Here is a 26,018-nt window from a genome sequence, read left to right as displayed (position 1 = left end):
GACTGACCCGGAGACGTGATGCCTGACCCGACCAATCGCCGCCCGCTCGCCAGCCGCAGCACCGGCTGGGCGAATATGTTGTCGCGCCGCCTTGCCGCGACCTCGGTCACGCCGAACCAGATCTCGATCATCGGCATCGCCGCCGCCGCCCTGTCCGGCCTGCTGTTCTGGGCTTCCGGCGGGGCGGATGGCGTGGCCCGTGTGGTTCTGCTGATCGCCGCGGCGCTGTTCTGTCAAATGCGCCTGCTATGCAACCTGCTCGATGGCATGGTCGCGATCGAGGCCGGGCGAGCGGCACCGGATGGCGCATTCTGGAACGAAATGCCCGACCGGATCGAGGACGCGCTGATCCTTCTCGGCGTCGGGCTGGGCGTCGGCGCGTCCGGTCTCGGCTGGGCGGCGGTCAGCTTCGCCTTCCTGACCGCCTATATCCGGGCGTTCGGTGTCAGCCTCGGCCAGCTCGCCGATTTCCGGGGACCGATGGCGAAACCGCATCGCATGGCGCTCATCACCGGCGCGGCGGTGCTGACACTGTTCGAGCCGCTCTGGTCCGGCGAGGGCGAGGTGTTCCGCGTGGCACTCTGGATCGTTATCCTCGGCGCGGCCCTGACATCGGCCAGACGCGCCTGGCGTTTGCTCCAGTCCCTCCGGCACCCCGCCCCACCACCAAAGACCAACCCGTAGGGTGCGCTTCAGCGCACCTTGATCGGGATGGGTGGTGCGCTGAAGCGCACCCTACATCATAATTCCGTCCAGCTCTGCTCGATCACGGCTTCCATCGCCACGAAACTGCTGGTCGAGCTGACATAAGGCAGCGTCGAGATCCGATCCGCCATGATCTCCCGGAAATGCATCATGTCGCGGGAGCGGATTTTCAGCAGATAGTCGAACCCCCCGGCGATCATATAGCATTCCTCAATTTCGGATATGCCCCGCACCCGGGCATTGAACTCCTCCAGAGCCTTCTTGCGCGTGTCCGACAACCGCACCTCCATATAGGTCACATGCGTCAGCCCAAGCTGCAACGGCGACAGGATCGCGCGATAGCCCTGGATCAGCCCCATCTCCTCCATCTGCCGGATCCGTGCCGCGACCGGGGTTTTCGACAACCCGACCTTGCGCGCCAGCTCACTGATCGGGATGCGCGCATTTGCCACCAGCTCCGCCAGTATTTTGCGGTTGGTACTGTCCAGTTCTTTCATGAGGCTGATCCGAATTGAAATGAAAGGCTTTCGCTTCTGCCTATCCTGACCCGCAAACAGGATGAAGGTCCAGCCATCTGGGGACCGGAAAAGGCGAACCCGATCTGTCCTGGCATATGTGTTCAGCATCAATTTCAGCTTGAAATTGCCCGCGCATGAACCAGCGTCGGAATGATTGCCGGGTTTCGACGGATCGGTTGAAATTGACGTCGCAGGTGTTTCATCGCCGCCATGTGCAAATCACTCATATTAAGTTAAGATATTAAATTAATTAGGAATTATTTGCCGCTGCGATAGATATCCAGAAGGATTGTTTTAAGACGGCTGGTTTCTGGCGGACACGACCCGGAAGGGTGACCGCGCTTCCGGGCGATGTTTTCAGGGTGCCGAATTTCTCAACTCCAACGTGAAGCGAAGGGCGATCTTTGGTGACGCGTGTCTGATTTCGATTTTGCGAAATATTGCGACGCTGATGTCCGGAAAGACCGGCAAATAATATGCAGTTGTACAAATTTTCCCGCCATAGCGGCGTGCGCCTCCTTTCTCCGCCAAAAAATCTTGCCGAGCCGGTCCTTCTCGGAAATATCGTTGCGCATAATCTGGTAACCAACGACCGGCGGCGGGACGCCCTGACCACCCATATGTCGGAGTATTTCTGGCATCGTCGTATGCTGGCCGGCTTCTCGCTGAAATCCATCCCTGCTGAGGTTTCAAATCCGGGGTTCAAGCGTGGCTTTCTCGCGTCTGACGGACGTATTCTGCTGAACGGCGCAGCCGGTGACCGGGCGCGGAACATGATACGCCGGGCGCTGGATTATTCCGAAGAGAGTATCGAGTTCTTTGCGAAACACTTCGCGGAACGGGCTGATCCCGACAGCGTTCCGGTAGGCGACAGCACCGCCAGGCAGGTCTGGATCGAAGCGAAGAACTATTTCAACTTTTTCCACTTCCTGACCGAATCCCTGCACAAGATAAGCGTTTCGGACGACATTTTGCGGCAGGCTGAAAAGATATTGTTGTTCTCACGCGATAACGAAGTGAAGGGCTTCGTGAACAACTGGATCGCTGCGACGGCGCGTCCGGGCTGTCCAGCCCCTGTCGCGCTCAACGTGGGTCAGGCGAAGCCGGACGGTCCGATTATCACGCCGTTCTCTGCAAAACATCTTCTGTATCAGTTTGATGGCGCACACCACCTGCAGATCGAAGATGTTCATCCCGCGGGCTGGACATGGCAGGGCTATGACGCGCGGCCCCATCCGGTGACGACGCTGGCACTGAACTCTTTTGACGAAAGCCTTGCCGCTTTCCGGCATCAGATGATCGCGCTGGCCCGGCGAACGGTCAAGAAGCAGTGGGGCAAGAAGATCTACGTCGCCCGCGCCCCGAATAATTCCAGAAAGCGGGAGATGCGGGGTGAGGAGCGGCTTATCAGCGCGCTGACCGAACGCGGCTTCAAGCGGGTCTATTTCGAGGAGCTTTCGCCGCTTGAGCAGGTGAAGTGCATGAGCGGCGCGCGATGCGTCGTCATGCAGCATGGTGCCGGAATGGCCAACATGCTCTTCGTGCCGGAAAATGCGCATGTGTTCGAGTTGGGAACCTATCAGACCGCAATGGGTCGCTGGGGTGACTTCATAACGATATCCCATGTCCCGGGTTGCCATTATCATCATGTCTTTCTGGATATGGATTATGAGCACGAAGATGAGGATCCGGTATTTGTCCGGGATGGCCTGATCGCGCCGGTGATCTCCGATACCGATCTCGACAATATCCTGAACCTTGTTGCGGATGCGCTGCGGGACAAGCGGCCCGGCCGGACCGCTGGCTGGATCGCTCATGCGGATTATTTCGTATCGCGCGAGGCGTATCGGCAGACCTACCGGCTGCTCGATGTCGTTCGGCCCCATGCCGAGGGCGCCCATGAATACTGGGAGACGCGGGCAAAGGTGAACGAAGCCTGCGGCCATATCGGCGCGGCCCGCACCAATCTTCTGAAATCCTGGGAGATCGCCCAGAGCGCAACGGCCAAGCGGAATTTTCTTCGCCTAACAGATGACTCCGATGAACGGCGGCAGCTTTTTGCGTGAAGCGCGTTTCGCCGGGGTCTCATAGACGTTGGTGTCGCGAAGCTTCGGTCTGACGGCCCGAGCGGCACCAATGTTGTGCGCTATTCGGGCGTAGACGGATGCCCGGACTGATAGCCGGTAACTCCGGCGACCGGGCCTGAAAACGCCCGGATCATCCCCGAAAATAAGTCCATCCGACTATAAAACCCGCAAATTTCAGCCGCAATCGCCAAATCAGATTCGCTACTATGCCTTATTCAACAGGAGGATGGATATGAGCGCGACCGATCTGACCGCATTCACCACCGAGGCGAAGTTTCGTCCCGCCGAGGAATTGTTGCCCGAACTGACCGGCCTCGCCGCCCTGTCAGTCGAGGATCGCGCCCAGATTTCCGCCCGCGCCGCGGAACTGGTCCGCCGCATCCGGCGTGAGGACAAGCCGACGCTGATGGAGCATTTCCTGTCGGAATACGGCCTCTCCACCCGCGAAGGCATCGCCCTGATGTGCCTCGCCGAAGCGATGCTTCGCGTGCCCGACAAGATCACCATCGACGCGCTGATCGAGGACAAGATCGCGCCCTCCGACTGGGGCAAGCATCTGGGCGAGGCCTCCTCCAGCCTCGTCAATGCCTCCACCTGGGCGCTCATGCTGACCGGCAAGGTGCTGGACGACGATCAGCCCGGCGTCGTCGGCACGCTGCGCGGCGCGATCAAGAGGCTGGGCGAGCCCGTCATCCGCACCGCCGTCAACCGAGCCATGCGCGAGATGGGCAAGCAATTCGTCCTTGGCCAGACCATTGACGAGGCGCTGAAAAACGCCGCCGACCTTGAAAAACAGGGCTACAGCTACAGCTACGACATGCTGGGTGAGGCCGCGATGACCAGCGCCGACGCCGACCGCTATGCCCGCGAATATGCGAACGCGATCAAATCCATCGCCAAATCCTGCGACAAGGAAACGGTGCGCGACAATCCCGGCATCTCGATCAAGCTGTCCGCTCTGCATCCGCGCTACGAGGTCGCGCATGAGGATCGCGCGATCGCCGATCTCGTCCCGATCGTCCTCGGCCTCGCCCGGTCCGCCAAGGCGGCGAATATGGGCATGAATATCGATGCGGAAGAACAGGACCGGCTGGTGCTCTCGCTGAAGATTATCGAGGCTGTGCTGTCCGATCCCTCGCTGGAAGGCTGGGACGGGTTCGGCGTCGTCGTGCAGGCTTACGGCAAACGCGCGGGCATGGTCATCGACTGGCTGCACGCCCTGGCCCAAAAGCTCGACCGCAAGATCATGGTCCGGCTGGTCAAGGGCGCCTATTGGGATACGGAGATGAAACACGCGCAGGTGCAGGGCCTGCCGGGTTTCACGCTGTTCACCCGCAAGGTGGAAACCGATGTCTCCTACATTGCCAATGCCCGCAAGCTGATCGGCTATGCCGACCGCATCTATCCGCAATTCGCCACCCATAACGCCCACACCGTCGCCGCGATCCTCGATATGGCGGGCGATGTCGAATATGAATTCCAGCGCCTGCATGGCATGGGCGAGCGTCTGCATGAGATCATCATCAAAGAGGCAAAGAACCGCCGCTGCCGCATCTACGCCCCGGTCGGCGCGCATCGCGACCTGCTGGCCTATCTGGTCCGGCGTCTGCTGGAAAACGGCGCGAACTCCTCCTTCGTGCATCAGATTGTCGATGAGGATGTCCCGCCGGAGGAGATCGCGCAGGATCCCTTTGCCCAGCTTGAAACGGCGCGCGCGCCGCTGCTGCTGGAGCGACCGGAGAATATCTTCGGCGCGAACCGCCGCAACTCGCAGGGCTATGACCTCACCGATGAGGCGACGCTGACCCGCATCCGCGCCGCCGCGCCAGCGCGGATTGCCGATGCCGCGCCGCTGACCGTCTCCGACCCAAGCGGGACGACCCGTCCGGTCAGGAACCCCGCCACTGGCGAAACCGTGGCCGAGGTGACGGAGGCTGATGCCGACACGACCGCCCGCGCCATCGCGGATGCGGCGATCTGGGACGCGCCTGCCAGTCAGCGGGCAGAAACCCTGCGCCGTGCCGCCGATCTTTATGAGGAACATCACGGCGAAATCTTCGCAACGCTGCATCGGGAGGCCGGGAAATCCCTGCCCGACGCCGTGGCCGAACTGCGCGAGGCGGTCGACTTCCTGCGCTATTACGCGCTGCAAGGCGAAGCCCGCGACGAACCCGCGCGTGGCATCTTTACCGCGATCAGCCCGTGGAACTTCCCGCTGGCGATCTTCACCGGCCAGGTGGCCGCAGCCCTGATGGCGGGCAATGCCGTGCTGGCGAAACCCGCGGAACAGACACCGCTGATCGCGGCTGTCGCCACCCGACTGCTCCATCAGGCCGGTGTGCCTGCATCGGCGCTGCAATTGCTGCCCGGCGATGGCGGAACGGTTGGCGCGGCGCTGACCTCCGATCCTCGCATCAACGGGGTGGTCTTTACCGGCTCGACCGATACCGCACAGATCATTGCCAAGGCGATGTCGAAGAACCTCGCCCCCGGCACGCCGCTGATCGCGGAAACCGGCGGGCTGAACGCGATGATCGTCGATTCGACCGCGCTGCCCGAACAGGCCGTGCGCGACATCGTCGCCTCCAGCTTCCAGTCGGCGGGCCAGCGTTGTTCCGCGCTGCGCTGTCTCTATGTGCAGGAAGACGTCGCGCCGCAGATGATCGAGATGTTGAAAGGCGCGATGGATGAACTCGGCATCGGCGATCCGCGCAACCTCTCCACCGATGTCGGCCCGGTCATCGACGGCGAGGCGCAGGCAGATATCTCCGGCTATATCGAGGCGCAGAAGGACAAGCTTCTCCATAAGCGCGATGTCCCGGCGACGGGCAGCTTCGTGCCGCCGACCCTGCTCAAGGTCAGCGGCATCGACGATCTGGAACGGGAGGTCTTCGGCCCGGTCCTGCATCTCGCGACGTTCAGGAACCGCGATCTGGAGAAGGTGATTGCCGATGTGAACGCGCGCGGTTTCGGCCTGACCTTCGGCCTGCACACCCGCATCGACAGCCGCGTGCAAGAGGTCGCGGATGCGATCCATGTCGGCAATATCTATGTGAACCGTAACCAGATCGGCGCCATCGTCGGCAGCCAGCCCTTCGGTGGCGAGGGGCTGTCCGGGACCGGCCCCAAGGCGGGCGGCCCGAATTACCTGCCGCGCTTCTACGCCCCCGCAGCCCCTGCCGTGCAGCCGGTCGGCTTCGGCGGCAAGGCCGATGTGAATGCCGTGCAGAAATCGCTGACCGGCGCGGCGGAACGTGACATCACCGAAACCATCATGCCCGGCCCGACAGGGGAGCTGAACCGGCTGACGACCATCACCCGTCCGCCGCTTCTCTGCCTCGGTCCCGGCAAGCGGGCGGTCGAGGCACAGGCGAAAGCGGTCGAGGCGCTCGGCGGTCTGGCGGTTCCGGTGAATGGCGATCTTCCGGCGGAGGCGCTGAAAACCCTGACCGGCTTCTCCGCCGCGATCTGGTGGGGCGACGCGGATCAGGCCCGCGCCTATGCAGAGGCGCTTGCTGCCCGCGATGGCGAGATCAAGGCGCTGATCACCGCCATGCCCGACCTCGCCCATGTCGCCCATGAGCGGCATCTCTGCGTGGACACGACGGCCGCAGGCGGCAACGCGGCGCTTCTGGCCGGATAACCACCCCCCGTAGGGTGCGCTTCAGCGCACCCCACTCGAAAATTGGTGCGCTGAAGCACACCCCACAACCCCGCACCGAAACGAAAAACCGGGCGTACACACAACCTGTGTACGCCCGGTGTACAATCTGTGTACGCGCTGTGCGGCCCTCAGGCGGCGTATTTTTCGACCGCGCCGCCCTGCTTCGACCAATCCGCATACCACGCGTCGAACAGCTTCAGCTGAGCCTCGACAAAGCCCTTCTGGCTCTCGCTCAACGCGTCTGTTTCATTGAAATGCAGCGCAAATTCCGCGTGCCCGCGCAGCACCATCATATGCTTGAAATACAGCACCAGATCAGGCCCTTCGTCGAATTTCGACAGCACCGCCAGCGCCTCTTCCAGCTCTTTCGCCCGCACCCGCGCCTCGGCATCGCCTTGCGCCGCCGCCTGGCAGAGATTGACCAGATGCAGCACTTCCTTGGGCAGTACACAGCCGATCCCGGTGATCGCCCCGGTCGCGCCGCAATTGACGAAACCGTGGTAAACAGCGGTATCCACCCCGATCATCAGCGTCACGTCGTCGTCGCGACTTGTAATATTCTCGGCGGCGTAGCTGAGGTCTTCATTGCCGCCAAATTCCTTGAATCCGATCAGGTTCGGATGTTCTTCGCGCAGAGCAAAGAACAAATCCGCCCGCGTCGCGAAGCCGTAATACGGGCTGTTATAGATGACGGCTGGCAGGTCCGGCGCCGCCGCAAGGATCGCCTTGAAATGCGCCTTCTGCGCTGCGATGACCGGCCCACGCGACAACACGCGCGGGATCACCATCAGCCCTTGCGCCCCGACCTCTTGCGCATGTCGGGCATGCGCGACCGCGACCGCCGTATTGATTGCGCCGGTGCCGACAATGGTGGGAATTCCCGCCTCTACCAGACGGCGCACGCCTTCCATCCGCGCGTCATCGGTCAGCAGCGGCCAGTCGCCCATCGAGCCGCAATAGACAACGGCCGACATCCCCGCCTCGATCAGCATTTTTCCTTCCGCGACGAGCGCGTCAAAATCGGGGCTGCGGTCCGGTTTGCACGGGGTCATCAGCGCCGGAACGGTGCCGGAAAAAATCTGCGTCTTCATCACGTCCTCCAGTCATTCACCGGGCCCGCGCGAAAAGCTATCGGGCTATCTCAGGTTAAATAATACATCATGTATTTTATTTGTCGACAAAAATCTGTCGCGCTATGCGACCGCCCTGATCCAGCATGGACTGGGCTCAAAGCGCGATAGTCTGGCGTTTATCCTGTGACAGCAGCGTCTGAATCTGGCTCACGATCAGATCCGCATGCCGCGTTGCCAGCCGATCCGCTTCCGCCACGTCGCGGGCCTCAATCGCCTCGATCATACCGTCATGTCCGCTGGTATCGCGGTCGGGCGGTGCGTCGTCGTAGGAGGAGTAATACAGCCGCAGAATCCGCCGCCCCTCGTCGAGCAATCGGCAAAACAGCCCGGTATAATACGGGTTCCGCCCGGCCTCTGCGATGGCGGCATGAAATTCGCGGTTCGTGGCGATCATGCCAAGGGCGTCACGGTTCCGCAGCGCCTCCGCGAAGTCTTCCTGATGCGCGCGTATCGTGACCAGATCGGCTTCGGTCCGGTTCTCGGCCGCGAGGCGGGTCGTCACGCGATACATCAGTGTGATCGCGTCGAAGAACGCGTGAATGTTGAGAAAGTCGATATTCGACACGATGGTTGAGCGGTTCGGCAGCGTCGTCACCAGCCCGTCACCCGCCAGCCGGACCAGCGCCTCACGGATCGGGGTGCGCGACATCGACAGGCGTTCGGCAATCTGGACCTCGTCGATCGGACTGCCCGGCGGCAAGGTCAGGTTAATAATATCATCGCGCAGCGCCTCATAGACGAATTTGACGCCCTCGCCGCGCTTGCGTTCTGTCGGGACGGCGGTTTTTCTGCTCATTGGCGACACCTGCGGCGAAACAATATAACTCGACTGCCGGATTTGAACGGGTTTACGGCAAAGGTCAACGCGCGCCCCAGCTGTCGGTGACGCGGTATCCCTCCGGCCAGGGATCGGCGGGGTCCAGCATGTGCTGATGAATTCCGGTTATCCATCCCCGACCGGATATTTCCGGCAGGATCGCCGGTATGTCGCCGACCGTGGTGGTCCCGACGATCCGCCCGCCGAAGGTCGATCCGATCACCGACACGGCGGTCAGGTGGTCGTTTTCGGACATCTGCCCCCGTGCGTGCAGCACTGCCATTCGCGCGGAAAGTGCCGTGCCTGTAGGCGAGCGGTCGACCTTGCCGGGCTGAATGGCAACCGCGGCAGAGGCGCGCAGCCCGGTTTCGTCCCGTGAGACCGGACCGGCGAAAAGGCAGAAGCTGAAATGCTGCCAGTCGGGCAGGGTCGGGTGGTGAAAGCGCATCGCCTCATTCGCGGCATCGGTGATCCGCACGCCCAATCGTGCGATGTCATGCGCTTCATCGGCGTTGAGTGCGAAGCCCATGGCCTGCGCGTCGACGATGACGAAGCTGTCGCCGCCGAAAGCCGTGTCGACCGTCAGCGTCCCAAGCCCCTCGACCTCCAGCGGTTGATCCAGCGGTCCGGCGAAGCTGGGCAGGTTCCGCACGAATATCCGTTCCGCCTTGCCGTTCCGGCATTCGGCGCGGACCCGGACCAAACCGCCCGGGGCTTCAAGCGTCAGGTGGGTTTCCGGCTCGGTCATCGGGACCAGCCCGCCATCCAGCAGCACGGTTGAAACGCAGATGGAGTTTGAGCCGGACATGGGCGGCGTGTCCTCCGGCTCCATGATGATGAAGGCGGCGTCGGCCTCGGGGTGTTTCGGTGGCACCAACAGATTGACATGGCGGAACACGCCGCCACGCGGCTCGTTCAGCACGAAATTACGCAAGGTGTCGTCCTGCGCGATCCAGCGCGATTGCTCCCAGATCGTTTCGCCCGGCGGGGGCAGAACGCCGCCCACGATCACGTCACCGACCTCGCCCTCGGCATGGGCGGAGATGACATGGATTGTCTTGCTGCTGCGCATTGGGGCTCCTTTCGGCGGGTGCTCAGGTGACGACGAAACCATGTGCAAAGGGGTCGCGATCGTCGATGAAGATGGTGTTGTATCCGGTCATCCGCGCCCATCCGGCGACGGAGGGGATGATCGCGGGCTGCCCTGCGACCTGTGTTTCCGCCTCCACCCGGCCTTTGAAGATGGAGCCGATGATGGATTCGTGGTGGAATGTGTCGCCCGGCTTCAGCTTGCCTTTCGCCGCAAGCTGCGCCATCCGCGCCGACGTGCCGGTGCCACAGGGCGAGCGGTCGATGGCCTTGTCACCGTAGAACACGGCATTGCGGGCGTCGGCGCCATCCACTGTCGGCTCGCCGGTCCACAGGATATGGGACAGCCCGCTGATGCGGGGATCCTCGGGGTGGATGAAATCATATTTCGCGTTCAGCGTCGCTCGCAGCTTCGGTGACAGCCCGACAAGCTGCGAGGCGGCGAAGTCGGCCATATCGCGGAAATTCGCCTGCGGTTCGACGATGGCGTAGAAGTTCCCGCCATAGGCGACGTCGACGGCAATTTCACCCAGCCCCTCGACCTCGGCGGTCAGCCCTTCCGCGAACAGGAAGGCGGGAACATTGGTCAGCCGCACCTCTTCCACGAAGCGGCCCTGCTGGACATAGGATATATCCACCTTGCCCGCCGGGGTCTCGATCGAGAGCTGTCCCGGCTTTCGTGGTTGGATCAATCCGTTCTCGATCCCCATGGTGATCGTGCCGATGGTGCCGTGGCCGCACATGGGCAGGCAGCCGGAGGTCTCGATAAACAGCACGGCGACATCGCAATCGGGGCGTGTCGGCGGGTAGAGGATGCTGCCCGACATCATGTCATGCCCGCGCGGCTCGAACATCAGCCCGGTGCGGATCCAGTCGTAATCGCGCAGGAAATGGGCGCGTTTTTCCAGCATATCCGCGCCCTCCAACCGGGGCGCACCGCCCGAGACGAGGCGGACCGGATTGCCGCAGGTATGGCCGTCGATGCAGGAGAATGTGTGAGTTGTCATGGATCAGAACCGTGAGGGGGAGAAGGGCGTCAGGTCGATGGCGGGCGGCTGACCTGTCACCAGATCGGCGACTAGCTGTGAGGTGCCAGCGGATTGGGTCAGGCCCAGATGGCCGTGGCCGAACGCATAGATGACACGCGGCGAGGCTGGGGAGGGCCCGATCACCGGCAGGCTGTCGGGAAGCGAGGGGCGGAACCCCATCCATTGCTCCCCGCCTTCGGTGTTCAGCTCGGGCAGGAACGTCTTGGCCTTCTGCAGCATCGCATCTGCGCGTTTGTAATTGGGCGGCGCGCTCAGCCCGCCCAGCTCGACGGCGCCGCCGACGCGGATCCCGCTGTCGAGGGATGAGACGACGAAGCCGTGCCCGCCGAATGTCAGCTGCGTGCGCAGATCGAACGCGCCCGGCGGCAGGGTGGTGTTATAGCCACGCTCGGTCTCCAGCGGAATGCGGTCGCCGAGGCTGCGGGCAATGCGGTGCGAAAACGCCCCCGCTGCGACAACGACATGACCTGCGCGCCGCCCGCCCAGATCTACCCCGTCGGCAGTGGCGGCGAGCGTCGTGACGTCCGCCCGCTCGATGCGACCGCCACCCTGTTGGAACCGTTCCGCGAGCGCCAGAACATAGTCCTTCGGGTCAGAGATCGAATGCCAACCGGGCGTAAATGTCCCATGTGTGAAACGTGGCGATATGCCGGGCTGGATCTCCGCCATCTCCTCGGCGGTCATGTGACGATACGCGATGCCGTGATCGTCCCGCGCCTGCCAGCACGGCAGCGACGCGCGGAACTCCGCCTCGGATTCGTAGAGTTGCAGATTGCCGTCGGTCCGCAGCATCCCTGCTGTGCTGGTTGCGTTCAGAAACGGGGTGAGCGATGTGCGCGACAGCTCCATCAGTGCGGCCTGGGCGACCGTGGATTGCGCGACCCGGCCCGGCTGGCAGGCGCGCCAGAATCGGAACATCCACGGCGCGATCCGCAGCGCATAAGCGGGCGGCACGCTTAGCGGCCCGAGCGGGTCCAGCAGCCATCGCGGCGCCTTGCGCAGAATACCGGGCGAGGCCAGCGGCAGAATATCGCTGAACGCAAACGCCCCGGCGTTCCCGGCAGAGGCACCCGCCGCCGGTCCCTCCCGGTCCAGCACCGTGACCTGCGCGCCGCGCGACTGCAAAACCAGCGCGGCCGACAGCCCGACCACGCCTGCGCCGATGACGATCACTTCCGTCGCTGACATCCGCTGCCCTCCCTTACCAAGATGGCCTGACAACCGGCCTTGCTTACTGTTATCGATCCGAAGAAACCGAAAATCAAATTTAAAATACACTGTGTATACAAATAACCCTTGGCTGTCCGCTCTGGCGGTTTAATATGACGGAAAGATCCGAAACAGGTGGGATGGAAACAGCATGTCCGGCGGCGCGACACTCGATATCGAAGAACTGACGCGGCGCGTCACCGAGATTTTTGCTCTGGCCGGGCTGACGCCGCTTCAGGCCGAAACCGTCGCGGGGGTCATCGTGGCGGGGGAGCGGGACAACTGCAAATCCCACGGCATCTACCGCATCGATGGCTGCCTTCGCACGCTGGCGGCAGGCAAGGTCGAACCGAAGGCGGAGCCGGTGCTGACCGATGACGGCAGCTCGATCATCCGGGTCGATGCAAAAGGCGCATATTCCCCCGCTGCCTTCGCCATCGGTGCGCCGGTTCTGGCCGAGCGCGCAAAGCAGCAGGGTCTGGCCGCGCTTGTCATCAACACCTGCACGCATTTCTCGGCCCTTTGGCCGGAGGTTGAGGCCCTGAACGACATGGGCCTCGCCGCGATTGCCATGTGTCCGAGCTATTCCGCCGTTGCGCCAAGCGGCGGCACCGCGCCGCTTCTGGGCACCAACCCCTTCGCCTTCGGCTGGCCGCGCCCCAGCCAGCCGCCCTATGTGTTCGATTTCGCCACCTCCATCGTCGCACGGGGCGAGATCGAGCTTCACCGGCGGGCGGGCGATCCCCTGCCGGAGGGCTGGGCGATTGATGCCGAGGGCCAGCCGACGACCGACCCGGAGGCGGCGCTTGATGGCGCGATGCTGCCCTTCGGCGGGCATAAGGGCTCCGCCATATCGACGATGATCGAGCTTCTCGCCGGGGCGATGATTGGCGATCTGACCAGCCCGGAGGCGCTTGATTATCTTGGCTCGACGGAAATCCTGCCGCGTCATGGCGAATTGATCCTCGCCTTCTCGCCGGAGCGTTTCGCTGCCGGGCGCGGCGACCCGTTTGGGCGAGCGGAGAAAATGCTCGACGCAATCGCAGGGCAGGGCGCGCGGTTGCCTTCGCAGCGGCGTTTTGCGGCGCGGAAAATATCGCTCAGCGAAGGGATCAGCCTGACCGGGGAAGAAATGGCAAGCCTCGATGCCCTGCGGGATACCGCTGCCCGCATCGGCCAGAAAACCTAGCCGCCGAGCATTTCCGTCGCAGCGTCCGAAATCTCCGCCAATGGACCGTAGAAGATCAGCGCAGGTGCGTGGCTCGGTCCGTCCTGTTCCAGCGCATGGGCCAGTTCGGCCACCGTACCGCGCCGCAGCCGCTGCCCGTCCTGTGTGACCGCTTCCGCGATCAGGGCGGGTGTGTCGGCGGGCAGGCCGCGCTCGATCAGCATCCTCGCCAGCCCGGGAAAGCTGCGCTGCCCCATGAAAACCACCGTGACCGCATGCGGATCGGCCAGCGCCGCCCAGTTGAGATCCTCGGGCAGTTTTCCAGTCACATCCGCGCCGGTGACATACTGGACCCGCCGTGCCGTGAGACGCCGGGTCAGCGGCAGTCCGGCGACCGCCGCCGCCGCGTTTACCGATGAAACCCCCGGCACGATCTCGAATGCGATCCCGGCATTGCGGACCGCCGCAAGCTCTTCCTCCAGCCGCCCGAACATCCCCGCATCGCCGGATTTCAGGCGCACCACCCGCTTCCCGGCCCGCGCATGTTCCAGCATCAGCGCGTTCACCGCCTCCTGCTTCGCGCTTGGCCGACCGGCGCGCTTGCCGACCGGGATCAACTCCGCCTGCGCCGCTTTGGCGAGGATCGGGCCGGAGGACAAATCGTCGTAAAGCACCACCTCCGCCCGCGCCAGCCGGTCGGCAGCGCGCAGGGTCAGAAGCTCGGGATCGCCGGGGCCGGAGGACACAAAGGAGACAAAACCGCTCATACGGACTGAGTTACGCGATTTCGGGACATTGGCAAGGTCTCGTGATCTATGCGACCATTGCGACGAAAGCAAACCCGGGGTGGAGCAACCCAATGAGCGATTTTCGGCTGGACGACTTCCTGCCCTATCTGCTGAACAATGCAGCGGAATCGACCGGGCGCGCCTTCGCGGCCCATTATCGCGAGGGCTACGGCATGTCCCGGGCCCAGTGGCGGATCATGGCGCATCTGGGCGTGACTGACCGGCTGACCGCGTCTGATATCTGCCTGCGGGGCTATCTGGAGAAATCCAAAGTGTCCCGCGCCGTGTCGGGGTTGGAGGAGATGGGGCTGCTGACCCGAACCCGGTCCACCAGCGACCGGCGGGCAGAGATGCTGTCGCTGACGGACAAAGGGCGCGAGGTTTACGACGATCTCGCCACGCAGGCGCAGGTATTTTCCGGCAAGCTCCGCGACCGTTTGGGCGATGAACGCGCGGATCAGCTTGCCGGGCTTCTGCGCGACCTGACGGACCCGGCGGGCGATTAGACCATTGCTGAACAAGGATTTTCCTGTTAGTTGCTTTTGCAACTTATGGAGTTATCATGTCTGTTCAGTTGAAAAGTTGGGTTGAAACGGCAAACGATCCGGGCTGTGAATTTCCGATACAAAACCTGCCTTTCGGGGTGTTCTCGATAGGTGCGGAAGCGCCGCGTTGCGGGGTGGCCATCGGGGATCGGATCGTTGATCTGGCCGCATGCGAGGGGCAGGGACTGCTGGATGCGGGCGGGCATTTTGCATCCTCTTCGCTGAACGACTTCATTGCGCTTGGCCACGATAAATGGGCGGAAATCCGGGCCAGGCTGACCGAATTGCTGGCCGAGGGCGGCAATCGCGATACCCCGACCGTGGCGATGATGGATGCAAAACTGCATCTGCCGATCCGGGTGACGGAGTACACAGATTTCTATGCCTCGCGGAATCATGCCTTCAATGTCGGGAAGCTGTTTAGGGGTCCGGAAAACGCGCTGCCGCCGCAATGGACGCATATGCCCATAGGCTATAACGGGCGGGCATCGTCGGTGGTTGTGTCGGGGACCGATATTGTCCGGCCGATGGGTCAGATCAAAGGCGAGGAAGGACCGCTCTGGTCGCCCTGCAAGCGGCTGGATCTGGAGCTGGAGCTGGGCGCGATTGTCGGTGCCGACACGAAACTGGGGGAGCGGGTCAGCGTCGCGGAGGCGGAGCGGATGATCTTCGGCTACGTCCTGCTGAACGACTGGTCGGCACGCGATATTCAGGCATGGGAATATCAGCCGCTCGGCCCGTTTCAGGCCAAGGCCTTTGCCACCACGATCAGCCCCTGGGTTGTCACCCAGGCGGCGCTTGAGCCGTTCCGGAGCGAGGGTGCTGCGCGTGAAAACCCGCTTCTGCCCTATCTCAGCGAGGAAAAACCGGGGTTATATGACCTCAATCTGTCGTGGTCGCTGAACGGGCATGTGATGTCGCGGGTGAATTACAACGTGATGTATTACTCCTCTGCGCAGCAATTGGCGCATCACAGCGGATCGGGCTGCCCGATGCGGGTGGGGGATTTGCTGGGCAGCGGCACGATCTCCGGCCCGACGCGGGAGTCGACGGGGGCCTTGCTGGAAATGACCGAGGGCGGGACGCAACCAGTGACGGCTGGTTCTGCGCAGCGGGTGTTTATCGAGGATGGCGATACGGTCGCCCTGTCCGGCCATGCGCAGGGGGAGGGATACCGGATTGGCTTCGGTCCCTGTGCCGGTACGGTTCTGCCCGCGCGGGAATAAGCGGGGCACATTGCGACGACTCGCCGGTCGGGTCGTCTCAGCGCCGCAGATTGCTGCAACAGGGTGCGGGCGGGTGTGTTGCGCCGGGGTAGCGCGGAAACTGGCGGCGGGCCCGTAATTCGTGAAGTTTGGGGCGGCACAGCCGGTACGCGGCGCGTACACGCGCTGTACACAGGGCGTACACCGATTGCGGCACTGCCTGTGGTTGGTGTCCTGACCGATACGGTTTCGCGCGATTGAAAAAGCTATCGACCGGTCGCAGTGAGCCTCATCCGTTCGGGACGTAAATCTCCACGCGGCGATTCAGCTGGCGACCGGCGGGGTTATCAACGCCATTGATGTCATTCGGCGCAACCGGCTGGGTCAGACCAAAACCGCGCGTGTCGATTTCGCTGCGGACATCCCGCAGTTTGAGGGCCTGTCCGACCGTCATGGCGCGGCGCTCGGACAGGTCCTGATTGTAGTCGGCGCTTCCCTTGCTGTCGGTATGGCCGCGAATCTCCAGACGTGGAGGGCTGACCTCAACGAATGCGGAAGCGAGGGTATCGACCACGGTCGTGGCATCTTCGCGCAGGTCGGACTTGTCGAAATCAAAGAGAATGCTGTCATCAAGCGTGATGACGTAGCCGCAGGCGGCTGGCGGGACGCGAAATTTGGTCAGCAGCGGAAAGCGTCCCAAAGGCGGGACCGGCGGCAGGGGGGCCATTTGCACCTCATCGCCTTCGATGAGACCGGTGCCATCGCCGTTGTTGATGATGCGCTGCTCGCCGTTCCAGGTTCCACTGCCGTCGCCCTCATTGCTGATCTGGCCCAGCGGGCCATTCCATGTCCCACTGCCATCAGCCTCAACGGAGATCTGCCCCTTCAGCGGTGAGTTCCACGCGCCGCCGCCCATGCCGTCGAGCGAAATCTGTCCGAGAGGGCCGCTATAGGTTCCCGAGCCATCCGCCTCGATCGTGATCTGCACCTGAGAAGCCTCATCCGGGCCAGTGCGGTTTATGGTCCCGGACCCGTCCGCCTCGACGATGAACTGCGTATCGCCAAGATTGGCGATGCCGGACCCGTCCTGATCAATGATATAGGTTCCGTCGTCACCGAGATTGGCGATAATGCCGCTATCGTCCTGAAGCACCATGCCGAGGCTTGGTGTAAAGGCACCGGCTTCATCGCAGCGTGCCGGTGCAATCCGGATGCCGTCAATCTCCGCCAGCCTGTCGCCGAGCGCGTCCTCAAAGCTCTGCTGAACGGGTTCGACACCAATGAAATCGGGGACAATGATTGCAGGGATCGCCGGGATGACCGGCGCTTCCTGCGCCTGCGCCCCGCTTATGCCGCTTATCATCTGAAGGGCGATCAATACCGTCAGCGAATGACGGGCAAACAGGCGGGGCGAAAAACGCAAATCCAGTGTCATGAAACGCAATCCTGACAGCACCGTTTATGGGGCGATCAGTTCCATGCCGGTTCCATGTTGTCAATCTCGGTTCCGGCCGTCGCGGCATCGAGGGCAGTCGCCCGAGATGGCCGCGCCGGGTGGTGCGCAAGGGCAAAATAAAAAAGCCCGCCATCACGGCGGGCCTTTCCATGTCTGCAATCAAACAGCCGCGTTACAGCGTCCGTTCGACCTCTTCGCGTTCGAAGATCTCGATCACGTCGGCGGGGCGGATGTCGTCGTAGTTTTCGAACGCCATGCCGCATTCCTGACCGGACTGGACCTCTTTCACCTCGTCCTTGAAGCGTTTGAGGGTTTTCAGCGTGCCTTCGTGGATCACCACGTTGTCGCGCAGCAGGCGGACGCCGGCGGAGCGGCGGGCGACGCCTTCGGTGACCAGACAGCCTGCGACCTTGCCGACGCCGGTGACCTTGAACACCTCCTTGATCTCGGCATAGCCGATGAATCTCTCGCGCACTTCGGCGGAGAGAAGGCCGGAGGCGGCGGCTTTGATGTCGTCGACCAGATCGTAGATGATGGAGTAGTAGCGGATCTCCACCCCTTTCTGGTTGGCGGAGTTGCGGGCCGGGGCGTTGGCGCGGACGTTGAAACCGATGACCGGGGCGCGCGAAGCTTCGGCGAGGCCGATATCGGATTCGGTGATCGCGCCGACGCCGTAATGGAGGACGCGGACGCGGACCTCGTCATTACCGACTTTTTCGAGCGCCTGGACGATGGCTTCGGCAGAGCCCTGCACGTCGGCTTTGACGACGACAGGCAGTTCGGCGACGTTTTCGTCGGCCTTGGCCTGCGCCAGCATCTGATCCAGCGTGACGGCGGCACCGGCGGCGGCGCGTTTGTCCTTCGCGGCCTCCTCGCGGTATTCGGCGATCTCGCGGGCCTGCGCTTCGGTATCGACGACGTTGAGCACATCGCCGGCCTCCGGCGTGCCGTTGAGGCCCAGCACCTCCACCGGGACGGAGGGGCCAGCCTCATCCACGCGGTCGCCCTGATCGTTGATGAGCGCGCGGACCTTGCCCCATTGCTCGCCCACGACGAAGATGTCGCCGCGGCGAAGCGTGCCGTTCTGGACGAGAACCGTGGCCACGGGGCCGCGGCCGACATCCAGCTTGGCCTCGATCACGGCACCTTGCGCGGCACGGTCGGGGTTGGCGCGGAGTTCCAGGATCTCGGCCTGAAGCGCGATGGCCTCCAGCAGTTCGTCAAGGCCCTGCCCGGTCTGGGCGGAGACCTCCACATCCTGAACCTCACCGGACATCTCCTCCACGATGACTTCGTGCTGGAGCAGATCGGTGCGGACTTTCTGCGGGTCGGCCTCCGGCTTGTCGATCTTGTTGATGGCGACGATCATCGGCACGTTGGCGGCTTTGGCGTGATTGATCGCCTCCACCGTCTGGGGCATCACGGCGTCATCGGCGGCGACGACCAGCACGACGATGTCGGTGACATTCGCGCCGCGCGCCCGCATGGACGTAAACGCGGCGTGGCCGGGCGTGTCGAGGAAGCTGAGCACCGCGCCGCTGTCGGTTGTCACCTGATAGGCGCCGATATGCTGGGTAATACCGCCCGCCTCGCCGGAGACGACGTTGGCCTTGCGGATTGCGTCGAGCAGCGAAGTCTTGCCGTGGTCGACATGGCCCATGATGGTGATGATCGGCGGGCGCGGCTGGAGGTCTTCTTCCTTGTCGTCGACGGTGTCGATGACCTGTTCCACGTCAGCGTCGGACACGCGGACCGCCTTGTGGCCGAATTCCTCGATCACCAGTTCGGCGGTGTCGGCGTCGATGGGCTGGTTCATATTGACCATCATGCCCATCTGCATCAGCGACTTGACCACATCCGCGGCGCGTTCGGCCATGCGGTTGGCGAGTTCCTGAACGACGATGGTTTCCGGAAGCTGGACTTCGCGGGACTGTTTCTCGGCCCGCTGGCTGCCGCCCAGAGCTTTCTGCTTGGCGCGTTCCTGCTTGCGCTTCATCGCGGCGAGGCTGCGCTGGCGACCGCCTTCGCCTTCGAGGGCGTTGGTCACGGACAGCTTGCCGGAGCGGCGGTTGTTGCGGTCGTTCTTGCCGCGCGAATCACGATCGTCGGGGCGGGTGTCGCGGCCACGTTCGTTGCGGCCACCGCCGCCGCCGCCACCACGGTTGGAGACGCCCTTGGTTTCGGCGCGCGATGCTGCGGCCTGCGCGGCGGCTGCGTCGACAGGTGCGTCCTTGGCGGCCGGTTTGCGGACCTCTTCTTTCTTCTGGGCGCGGAGCTTGGCTTCTTCGGCCTTGCGGGCGTCCTCTTCGGCCTTGGCCTTCAGCGCCTCTTCGCGCTCGCGTTCCTCGCGTTCCTTGGCCTCGGCCTCGGCGCGGCGGCGTTCGCGTTCTTCCTCGCGTGCCTTTTCCTCGGCTTCTCGGGCTGCTGCCTCCTCGGCCTCGCGGGCCTTGGCGGCGGCGAGTGCCTTAAGGCGGCGTTCCATCTCCGCGTCGGAGATGCCAGCCGGGCGCTTCGAGGACGAGGCGATGGCCTTCGCGGCATTCTCGGGCGAGACCGTGGTGCGCGACTTGTCGCCCGCACCCGGTTTTGGGACCACAACGCGTTTGCGCTTGGTCTCGACCACGACGTTTTTCGTGCGGCCGTGGCTGAAGCTCTGCTTCACCTGCCCCGAACGGTTGCCGCCAAGGCCGAGTGGTTTTTTGCCGTCTGTATCGCTCATCTGCGTCTTATTCCTTCCCGGCCCGGATGGCCGATTGCCCCCGCAGGCCATTCAGCCTGCCGGCGTCCCGGATCACTTTGTCGGCGAGTCCGCCCTGCGAAAGCGCGCTGTGTATGACATGATCGCGTCCGAAAGCCAAACCCAATTCTGATGCGGTGAGACAGCCGAACCAGCGTGCCCCTTCCGGTGTCCAGAGCTTTCCCTTGCCGCGTTCGGACCCGTCCGACGCCTGAAGAAGCACCTTTACCTGACCGGCCGCGAGCCAGTCCTTCACCTTCTCATAACCGGCGATGGCACCGCCGGATTTTCGTGCCAGCGAAATCAGTTCGATTACCCGCTTCGCAAGCCCGTCTTCTATAAGTTCCGTCAGCCCGTCGGGCGCCTTGGCCGGGGCTTTCGCCCCGCGTGAGAACGCGCCCTTCGCAACCGCCTTGTCAATCACGGCCCGTTCCGAGGTCAGCCAGAAGCCGCGACCGGGCAGTTTTTCCGCCAGATCGGGCACGACCAGAGCGTCAGGCCCCAACACAAAACGGATCAAACCCGCTTTCGGTTGCACCTCGCCCGTGACCAGACAGCGGCGCTCGGCCACATCGGTCGTTTTTTCGCGCCCGCCCCGCGTCATCGCGCCCGCCGCAGATCCGGGGCGATCAGGCCCCGGCTTCCTCGGTTTCGGTGCCGTCGCCGGCGGTTTCGGTGTCTTCTTCTTCCTCCGATACCAACTCGGCGGGGTCGACCCAGCCCAGCATGACACGCGCGGTCATCACCATGTTCTGCGCGTCTTCCAGCGAAACGCCCATCGGTTCCAGCAGCCCCTCATCCTTGACGCGCTGACCGTCGACCGTGGTCCAGCCGCCAGCGAGTTCCCAGTCGGCGCAGGTGGCGAAATCTTCCAGCGTCTTGACGCCGTCATTCGCCAGAACCTCAACCATTTGGGGGGTCAGCCCCTCGAATTCAATAAGGCTGTCCTCGGCACCAAGGGCGCGGGCTTTCTCAAGCGCCTCGCGGTTCGCGGCCTCGATCACGTCGCGGGCGCGGGCCTGAAGCTCTTCCGCCGTTGCCTCGTCCACGCCGTCAATCGACAGAAGTTCGTCCTGTTCGATATAGGCGACCTCTTCGAGGTTGGTGAAGCCTTCGGCGACCAGCAACTGCGCGAAGAATTCGTCCAGATCCAGCTTGTCCATGAACAGCTGGGTGCGGGCGTTGAATTCGGCCTGACGGCGCTTCGATTCTTCTTCCTCAGTCAGGATGTCGATATCGAGCCCGGTGAGCTGCGAGGCGAGGCGCACGTTCTGGCCGCGACGACCGATGGCCAGCGAAAGCTGCTCCTCCGGTACGACGACTTCGATGCGGGGCGCGTCCTCGTCGACGACGACCTTGGAGACCTCAGCCGGTTGCAGCGCGTTCACGAGGAACGTCGCCTGATCTTCCGACCAAGGGATGATGTCGATCTTTTCGCCCTGCAATTCGCCTACAACGGCCTGAACGCGGCTGCCGCGCATACCGACGCAGGCCCCGACCGGGTCGATGGAGTTGTCGTAGGAAATGACGGCGATCTTGGCGCGGCTGCCCGGATCGCGGGCGACGGCCTTGATCTCGATCACGCCGTCATAGATCTCCGGCACTTCCATCTTGAACAGTTCCGCCATGAATTGCGGATCGGTGCGCGACAGGAAAATCTGCGGGCCGCGGGTTTCGCGGCGCACATCCTTCACATAGGCGCGGATGCGGTCATTCGGGCGATAGGATTCGCGGCCGATCTTCTCGTTCCGGCGCAGGATGGCTTCGCCGCGCCCGACATCGACGACGATATTGCCGTATTCCTCGCGCTTGACGATGCCGTTGATGATGGTGCCGGCGCGGTCCTTGAATTCTTCGTATTGGCGATCACGCTCCGCCTCGCGGACGCGTTGCAGGATGACCTGCTTGGCCGATTGCGCGGCGATCCGGCCCAGATCGACGGGCGGCACCTGTTCCTGGAAAATATCGCCGATCTGCGGGCCGCCGGTGAAATCCTGAACGATCTCGCCTTCGCGCACCCATGCGCTCTGCGGGTTCTTCTGCGGCTCGAAATAGGGTTTCGCCTGCTCCGGGGTGAATTCGGCCTGATAATTCTCGACCTCCTCATCCTCGACCACGGTGCGGACGCGGGTGAAGGTCGCGTTGCCGTTCTTGCGGTCGATGGAGACGCGGATGTCCATCTCCGCGCCGTAGCGGGATTTCGCGGCACGGGCGAGGCTGTCCTCCATCGCTTCGATGACAAGCTCAGGCTCGATCATCTTTTCGCGGGCCACGGCCTCGGCGGTTTGCAACAGTTCCAGCTGATTGGCAGAGGTGATTGCCATCACTTACTCCTTCGTTGCGGCGTCGTCTTCTGCGCCGCTTTCGGTTTGAACTTCGTCGAACATGGATTCGTCGAGATTGTCGATCTCGACCCCGGCTTCTTTCTTCTGGCGCAGCATTTCCGCGATCAGCTCGTCGGTCAGCAGCAGCTTGGCATCGGCCAGCCAGTCGAAATTCAGCCCGATGGTCTGGGTGTCGCCCGCGACCTCGATATTGATCAGCACGTCATCGCCCTCGACCCCCGCCAGAACACCGGTGAAACGCTTGCGCCCGTCGATCTGCTGGTTGGTTTCCAGCTTGGCGTCGTAACCTTCATAGGTTTCGAAATCCTTCATCCGGGTCAGCGGGCGGTCGATACCGGGGGAGGAGACCTCCAGCATGTATTTGTCCTCGATGGGATCCTCGACATCCAGCGTGGCGCTGACGACGGTGGAAATCTCGGCGCAGTCCTCGACATTGATGCCACCATCGGGACGGTCGGCCATGATCTGCAAGGTCGCCGTCTTGCCACCCTGAAGGCGGACGCGCACCAGTTCGAACCCCATATCCGCGATAACGGGGCTGATGATCTCCGCAAGGCGGCGGTCAATGGCGGTCTTGGCGATCAGGTCGTTCGACATGAGCATCCCTGAGAAATGAAAAACGGGCCGCAGCGGCCCGTTGCATGCTTCCGGTGGCGCAGGGGGTGGAGGCCTGCACCGCTGTTGAGCGTGGATATAGACCCGTGCCCCGGCGATTTCAAGCCGAATCGCAGTTATTACCGCGCTTCGTTACAAACTCATTCCAATTCTAATAGCGTGGGGCGGCGTCGACCGCCCCACTTGAAGCTATACACCTTTTGCCGCTGCTTCACTCTCGGGAAACGTTCGCCCTTTAAGCACTTCGTTGACGCGCCCAGGGTTAACATCGAAGCTAGCTGCAATTCGGTTCTGAAACTCTCCATTAAGATAGCGTTTCCAGATCTGTACAGCGTCTTCAAAGGTTAGCTTATAACTTGGTTGTCTGTTGGATTTCATCCCAACTTCTCCGCTATGGAGCCGTTAACATGGCGCTTGACCTCGGAATCCCAGTATGTCAAAACGACATGAGGATATCCTAAATCACCGTCAGCCAACGGCGGTTTGCAAAAGCCGCAGAGTGTTCCCGCACTCTGCGGTCCTTTATTTATATCTCAGTGATACTAATCGAGTCCACCGTGTTAATGTGGAATCTGTGGAGATATTGTGGCTCGATTTCAGTTCACTACTACAACTTACGCTCGCCCATAGGGGCGGGTCTACTTATTGCGATTTCGATTGGCCCGCCAGATCCGCCAGTTCAGCGCCCCGGCGAGGCCGATCCAGGCGAAATAGGGGATCATCAGCAGCCCGGCGATCAGGTCGGTTTGCAGGAACACCACGGTGATGGCCGCCATGACCAGCCACAGAAGTGCGATGACGATCATGCCCATGCCCATCCGTTTCGCGCCGAAAAACACCGGCGTCCAGAGCGTGTTCAGCGCGATCTGCAGCGACCATAGTGCGAGGCCCGGGCCGGGATTGTCGCTGATCGCGATGCGTGTGGCGGCGATGGCGGAGGCGACGTAAAGCGTCGTCCAGACGATCGGGAAGGCTTTCTTCGGCGGCGTCCAGCTTGGCTTTTTCAGCGATTGATACCACGCACCGGGCAGAAACACGCTGCCGGTTGCGGCGGCGGCCCCGCAGGCGGCCAGAAAGACGAAGAAATAAAACGCGGTCATGCCGAAACACCTTTCAACTCATCCATGACAGAGACCAGCTCGGCGGCGATTCGCGGCTCGGACAGGGCGTGGCCGGAAGCGGGTATCATCCGCAGCCGGCATTTCTGCCAGCCCGCGGCAAGCTGCCATGCGCCACTGGGCGGGCAGACCATGTCGTAGCGGCCCTGAACGATCTGGCAGGGGATATGTTCGATCCGGTCGCGGTTTTGGAAAAGCTGCCCCTCTTCCAGAAAACACTTGTTCTGGAAGTAATGGTTCTCCAGCCGCGCGAAGGCATGGGCGTAGTCGGGTGAGGCCCCTGCGGGATGGGCGATATCCATCGCCGCAAGCCCGTTTTCCCACATGATCCATGACCGGGCGAAGCGGCGCTCTTCCGATTTGTCGCCGCAGAACAGGCGGCTGTGATAGGCGGCGATCATGTCGCCGCGCTCCGCCTCCGGGATGGGCTCGCAGAAGGCCTGCCAGCGTTCCGGCCAAAAGCGCGCCGCGCCGCCGCCATAGAACCAGTCGAGTTCGGCTTGCGTCGCCAGAAACACGCCGCGCAGGATCAGCGCCGTCACCTTGTCCGGATGGGCCTGCGCATAGGCAAGCGCCAGCGTCGCGCCCCAGCTTCCGCCAAAGACCGAGAGCCTGCCGATGCCAAGTTCCCGCCGGATCGTCTCGATATCCGCGACAAGATGCTGGGTGGTGTTGGCCTTGACGCTCGCCCGCGGGGTGGACAGGCCGCAGCCCCGCTGGTCGAACAGGATGGCCCGGTAATGCGCCGGATCGAAGAAGCGGCGCATGAAAGGGCTGCAACCGCCGCCCGGCCCGCCATGCAGGACGATGACCGGATGACCGTCCGGATTGCCCGATTGTTCCAGATACAGCGTGTGGCCATCCCCGACCCCGATCTTGCGCCGATCGAAAGGGTCTGTCTGGGGATAAAGCCGCGCCGCGCCGATTTGCCCTGCTGTGCGATCCATGTTTTCCATATATACGCCGCAGGAAAGGTGCGAAAGGACCGAGCATGAACGCCGATAGCCGCGACCCGTCCGAGATCGCCAAATTCGAGGCAATGGCCGCCGAATGGTGGGATCCGAAGGGCAAATTCAAGCCATTGCACATGATGAACCCGGTCCGGCTGGGATATATCACCACGCAGATTGCGGCGGAATTCAGCCGAGACCTGAGCGCGCCGCGCCCGTTCGAGGGGCTGCGGCTGCTCGATATCGGTTGCGGCGGCGGGCTTTTGTCGGAACCGATGACGCGGCTCGGGGCCGAGGTTGTGGGGGCCGACGCGGCGGCAAAGAATATCGAGGTGGCGCGGCTGCATGCCGCGCAGGTCGGGCTGGAGATCGACTACCGGGCGACCACGGCCGAGGATCTGCTGGCAGCGGGTGAGACGTTCGACGCGGTTCTGGCGATGGAGATTGTCGAGCATGTCGCCGATCCGCCGGGTTTTGTCGCGACCTGTCACGATCTGCTGAAACCGGGCGGGGTGCTGGTCATCTCCACCCTGAACCGCACCGCGCGCAGCTTTGCCGCCGCGATTATCGGGGCGGAATGGGTGATGCGCTGGCTGCCGAAGGGGACGCATGACTGGCAGCGTTTCATCACCCCCGACGAGTTGGGCGAGATGATGGCGCAGGCCGGGCTGGGTGTCGTCGACCGCAAGGGCATGGTGTTCAACCCGGTCAGCTGGGACTGGTCGCTGTCGGATCGGGATCTGTCGGTGAACTATGCCGCAACCGGCGTGCGGGCGGCTGCGGGGCCTGCCTGATTTCCGGATATTTGTGCCAGGATGAA

At 62.9% G+C, this 26,018-nt stretch carries 22 protein-coding genes; 7 read left to right on the top strand and 15 right to left on the bottom strand.

Annotated features, from left to right (window positions below; all coding sequences use genetic code 11):
* Positions 1-18 precede the first annotated feature (18 nt).
* Positions 19-684 (top strand): CDP-alcohol phosphatidyltransferase family protein, encoded by a 666-nt coding sequence (locus PAF12_RS13330; RefSeq protein ID WP_271107461.1) that lies wholly within the window; start codon positions 19-21, stop codon positions 682-684.
* A gap of 56 nt (positions 685-740) precedes the next feature.
* Here the strand turns inward: PAF12_RS13330 and PAF12_RS13325 are convergent, their stop codons facing one another.
* On the bottom strand, positions 741-1,202 hold the full coding sequence (locus PAF12_RS13325; protein WP_271107460.1) for an Lrp/AsnC family transcriptional regulator: 462 nt from the start codon (positions 1,200-1,202) through the stop codon (positions 741-743).
* 497 nt (positions 1,203-1,699) lie between these two features.
* On the opposite strand from PAF12_RS13325, the gene PAF12_RS13320 reads away from it, so the two are divergent.
* Together PAF12_RS13320 and putA are read left to right on the top strand one after the other, a co-directional pair.
* Positions 1,700-3,289 carry a DUF563 domain-containing protein gene (locus tag PAF12_RS13320; RefSeq protein WP_271107459.1) on the top strand — a complete coding sequence of 530 codons (1,590 nt, stop codon included), beginning with the start codon at positions 1,700-1,702 and terminating at the stop codon, positions 3,287-3,289.
* A 253-nt stretch (positions 3,290-3,542) separates the two neighbouring features.
* Positions 3,543-6,953 (top strand): bifunctional proline dehydrogenase/L-glutamate gamma-semialdehyde dehydrogenase PutA, encoded by a 3,411-nt coding sequence (gene putA, locus PAF12_RS13315; RefSeq protein WP_271107458.1) that lies wholly within the window; start codon positions 3,543-3,545, stop codon positions 6,951-6,953.
* Positions 6,954-7,102: 149 nt separating this feature from the next.
* Here the strand turns inward: putA and PAF12_RS13310 are convergent, their stop codons facing one another.
* From PAF12_RS13310 to PAF12_RS13290, 5 genes are all read right to left on the bottom strand, one after another.
* Positions 7,103-8,065 carry a dihydrodipicolinate synthase family protein gene (locus PAF12_RS13310; protein ID WP_271107457.1) on the bottom strand — a complete coding sequence of 321 codons (963 nt, stop codon included), beginning with the start codon at positions 8,063-8,065 and terminating at the stop codon, positions 7,103-7,105.
* 136 nt (positions 8,066-8,201) lie between these two features.
* Positions 8,202-8,903 (bottom strand): GntR family transcriptional regulator, encoded by a 702-nt coding sequence (locus PAF12_RS13305; RefSeq protein WP_271107456.1) that lies wholly within the window; start codon positions 8,901-8,903, stop codon positions 8,202-8,204.
* A gap of 64 nt (positions 8,904-8,967) precedes the next feature.
* Positions 8,968-9,996 (bottom strand): proline racemase family protein, encoded by a 1,029-nt coding sequence (locus tag PAF12_RS13300; RefSeq protein ID WP_271107455.1) that lies wholly within the window; start codon positions 9,994-9,996, stop codon positions 8,968-8,970.
* A 22-nt stretch (positions 9,997-10,018) separates the two neighbouring features.
* Complete coding sequence (locus PAF12_RS13295) at positions 10,019-11,020, bottom strand: 4-hydroxyproline epimerase (protein ID WP_271107454.1); 1,002 nt, start codon at positions 11,018-11,020, stop codon at positions 10,019-10,021.
* 3 nt (positions 11,021-11,023) lie between these two features.
* The gene (locus PAF12_RS13290) at positions 11,024-12,250 is read right to left on the bottom strand and encodes an FAD-binding oxidoreductase (RefSeq protein WP_271107453.1); all 1,227 of its coding nucleotides are present in this window, start codon (positions 12,248-12,250) and stop codon (positions 11,024-11,026) included.
* A gap of 172 nt (positions 12,251-12,422) precedes the next feature.
* Between PAF12_RS13290 and PAF12_RS13285 the strand changes: the two genes are divergently transcribed.
* Positions 12,423-13,460 (top strand): Ldh family oxidoreductase, encoded by a 1,038-nt coding sequence (locus PAF12_RS13285; RefSeq protein WP_271107452.1) that lies wholly within the window; start codon positions 12,423-12,425, stop codon positions 13,458-13,460.
* On the opposite strand, the gene cobA is transcribed toward PAF12_RS13285, so the two are convergent.
* The gene (gene cobA / locus PAF12_RS13280) at positions 13,457-14,206 is read right to left on the bottom strand and encodes a uroporphyrinogen-III C-methyltransferase (RefSeq protein WP_271107451.1); all 750 of its coding nucleotides are present in this window, start codon (positions 14,204-14,206) and stop codon (positions 13,457-13,459) included. The two genes, PAF12_RS13285 and cobA, sit on opposite strands and share 4 nt — an antisense overlap.
* Positions 14,207-14,298: 92 nt before the next feature.
* Between cobA and PAF12_RS13275 the strand changes: the two genes are divergently transcribed.
* On the top strand, positions 14,299-14,733 hold the full coding sequence (locus tag PAF12_RS13275) for a MarR family winged helix-turn-helix transcriptional regulator (RefSeq protein ID WP_271107449.1): 435 nt from the start codon (positions 14,299-14,301) through the stop codon (positions 14,731-14,733).
* 56 nt (positions 14,734-14,789) lie between these two features.
* Positions 14,790-15,998: a fumarylacetoacetase gene (gene fahA, locus PAF12_RS13270; RefSeq protein WP_271107447.1), complete on the top strand. Its 1,209-nt coding sequence runs from the start codon at positions 14,790-14,792 to the stop codon at positions 15,996-15,998.
* Between the two features lie 268 nt (positions 15,999-16,266).
* On the opposite strand, the gene PAF12_RS13265 is transcribed toward fahA, so the two are convergent.
* The 8 genes from PAF12_RS13265 to pip all read right to left on the bottom strand — a co-directional run bounded on the left by PAF12_RS13265 (position 16,267) and on the right by pip (position 25,195).
* Positions 16,267-17,412 (bottom strand): OmpA family protein, encoded by a 1,146-nt coding sequence (locus PAF12_RS13265; RefSeq protein ID WP_271107445.1) that lies wholly within the window; start codon positions 17,410-17,412, stop codon positions 16,267-16,269.
* Between the two features lie 193 nt (positions 17,413-17,605).
* Complete coding sequence (gene infB, locus PAF12_RS13260) at positions 17,606-20,152, bottom strand: translation initiation factor IF-2 (RefSeq protein ID WP_271107443.1); 2,547 nt, start codon at positions 20,150-20,152, stop codon at positions 17,606-17,608.
* Positions 20,153-20,159: 7 nt separating this feature from the next.
* Entirely contained in the window at positions 20,160-20,774 is a 615-nt protein-coding gene (locus PAF12_RS13255; protein ID WP_271107442.1) for an RNA-binding protein, read from the bottom strand.
* A gap of 25 nt (positions 20,775-20,799) precedes the next feature.
* Positions 20,800-22,494, bottom strand: coding sequence for a transcription termination factor NusA (nusA, locus tag PAF12_RS13250; RefSeq protein ID WP_271107441.1), 1,695 nt, complete (start codon positions 22,492-22,494; stop codon positions 20,800-20,802).
* A gap of 3 nt (positions 22,495-22,497) precedes the next feature.
* Positions 22,498-23,112 (bottom strand): ribosome maturation factor RimP, encoded by a 615-nt coding sequence (rimP, locus tag PAF12_RS13245; RefSeq protein WP_271107440.1) that lies wholly within the window; start codon positions 23,110-23,112, stop codon positions 22,498-22,500.
* A 207-nt stretch (positions 23,113-23,319) separates the two neighbouring features.
* Positions 23,320-23,508, bottom strand: a complete 189-nt coding sequence (locus tag PAF12_RS13240; RefSeq protein ID WP_271107439.1) for a hypothetical protein — start codon at positions 23,506-23,508, stop codon at positions 23,320-23,322.
* A 260-nt stretch (positions 23,509-23,768) separates the two neighbouring features.
* Positions 23,769-24,230 carry a TspO/MBR family protein gene (locus PAF12_RS13235; protein ID WP_271107438.1) on the bottom strand — a complete coding sequence of 154 codons (462 nt, stop codon included), beginning with the start codon at positions 24,228-24,230 and terminating at the stop codon, positions 23,769-23,771.
* Entirely contained in the window at positions 24,227-25,195 is a 969-nt protein-coding gene (gene pip / locus PAF12_RS13230; protein ID WP_271107437.1) for a prolyl aminopeptidase, read from the bottom strand. Before pip ends, PAF12_RS13235 begins: the two co-directional genes overlap by 4 nt.
* A 44-nt stretch (positions 25,196-25,239) precedes the next feature.
* Between pip and ubiG the strand changes: the two genes are divergently transcribed.
* Positions 25,240-25,992, top strand: a complete 753-nt coding sequence (gene ubiG / locus PAF12_RS13225; RefSeq protein ID WP_271107436.1) for a bifunctional 2-polyprenyl-6-hydroxyphenol methylase/3-demethylubiquinol 3-O-methyltransferase UbiG — start codon at positions 25,240-25,242, stop codon at positions 25,990-25,992.
* Positions 25,993-26,018 lie beyond the last annotated feature (26 nt).

The organism is Paracoccus sp. SCSIO 75233 (genome assembly GCF_027912675.1).
Taxonomy (GTDB): domain Bacteria; phylum Pseudomonadota; class Alphaproteobacteria; order Rhodobacterales; family Rhodobacteraceae; genus Paracoccus.
Note: the sequence above shows the minus strand (reverse complement) of the source record. Positions and strands in the feature narration are given on the sequence as shown.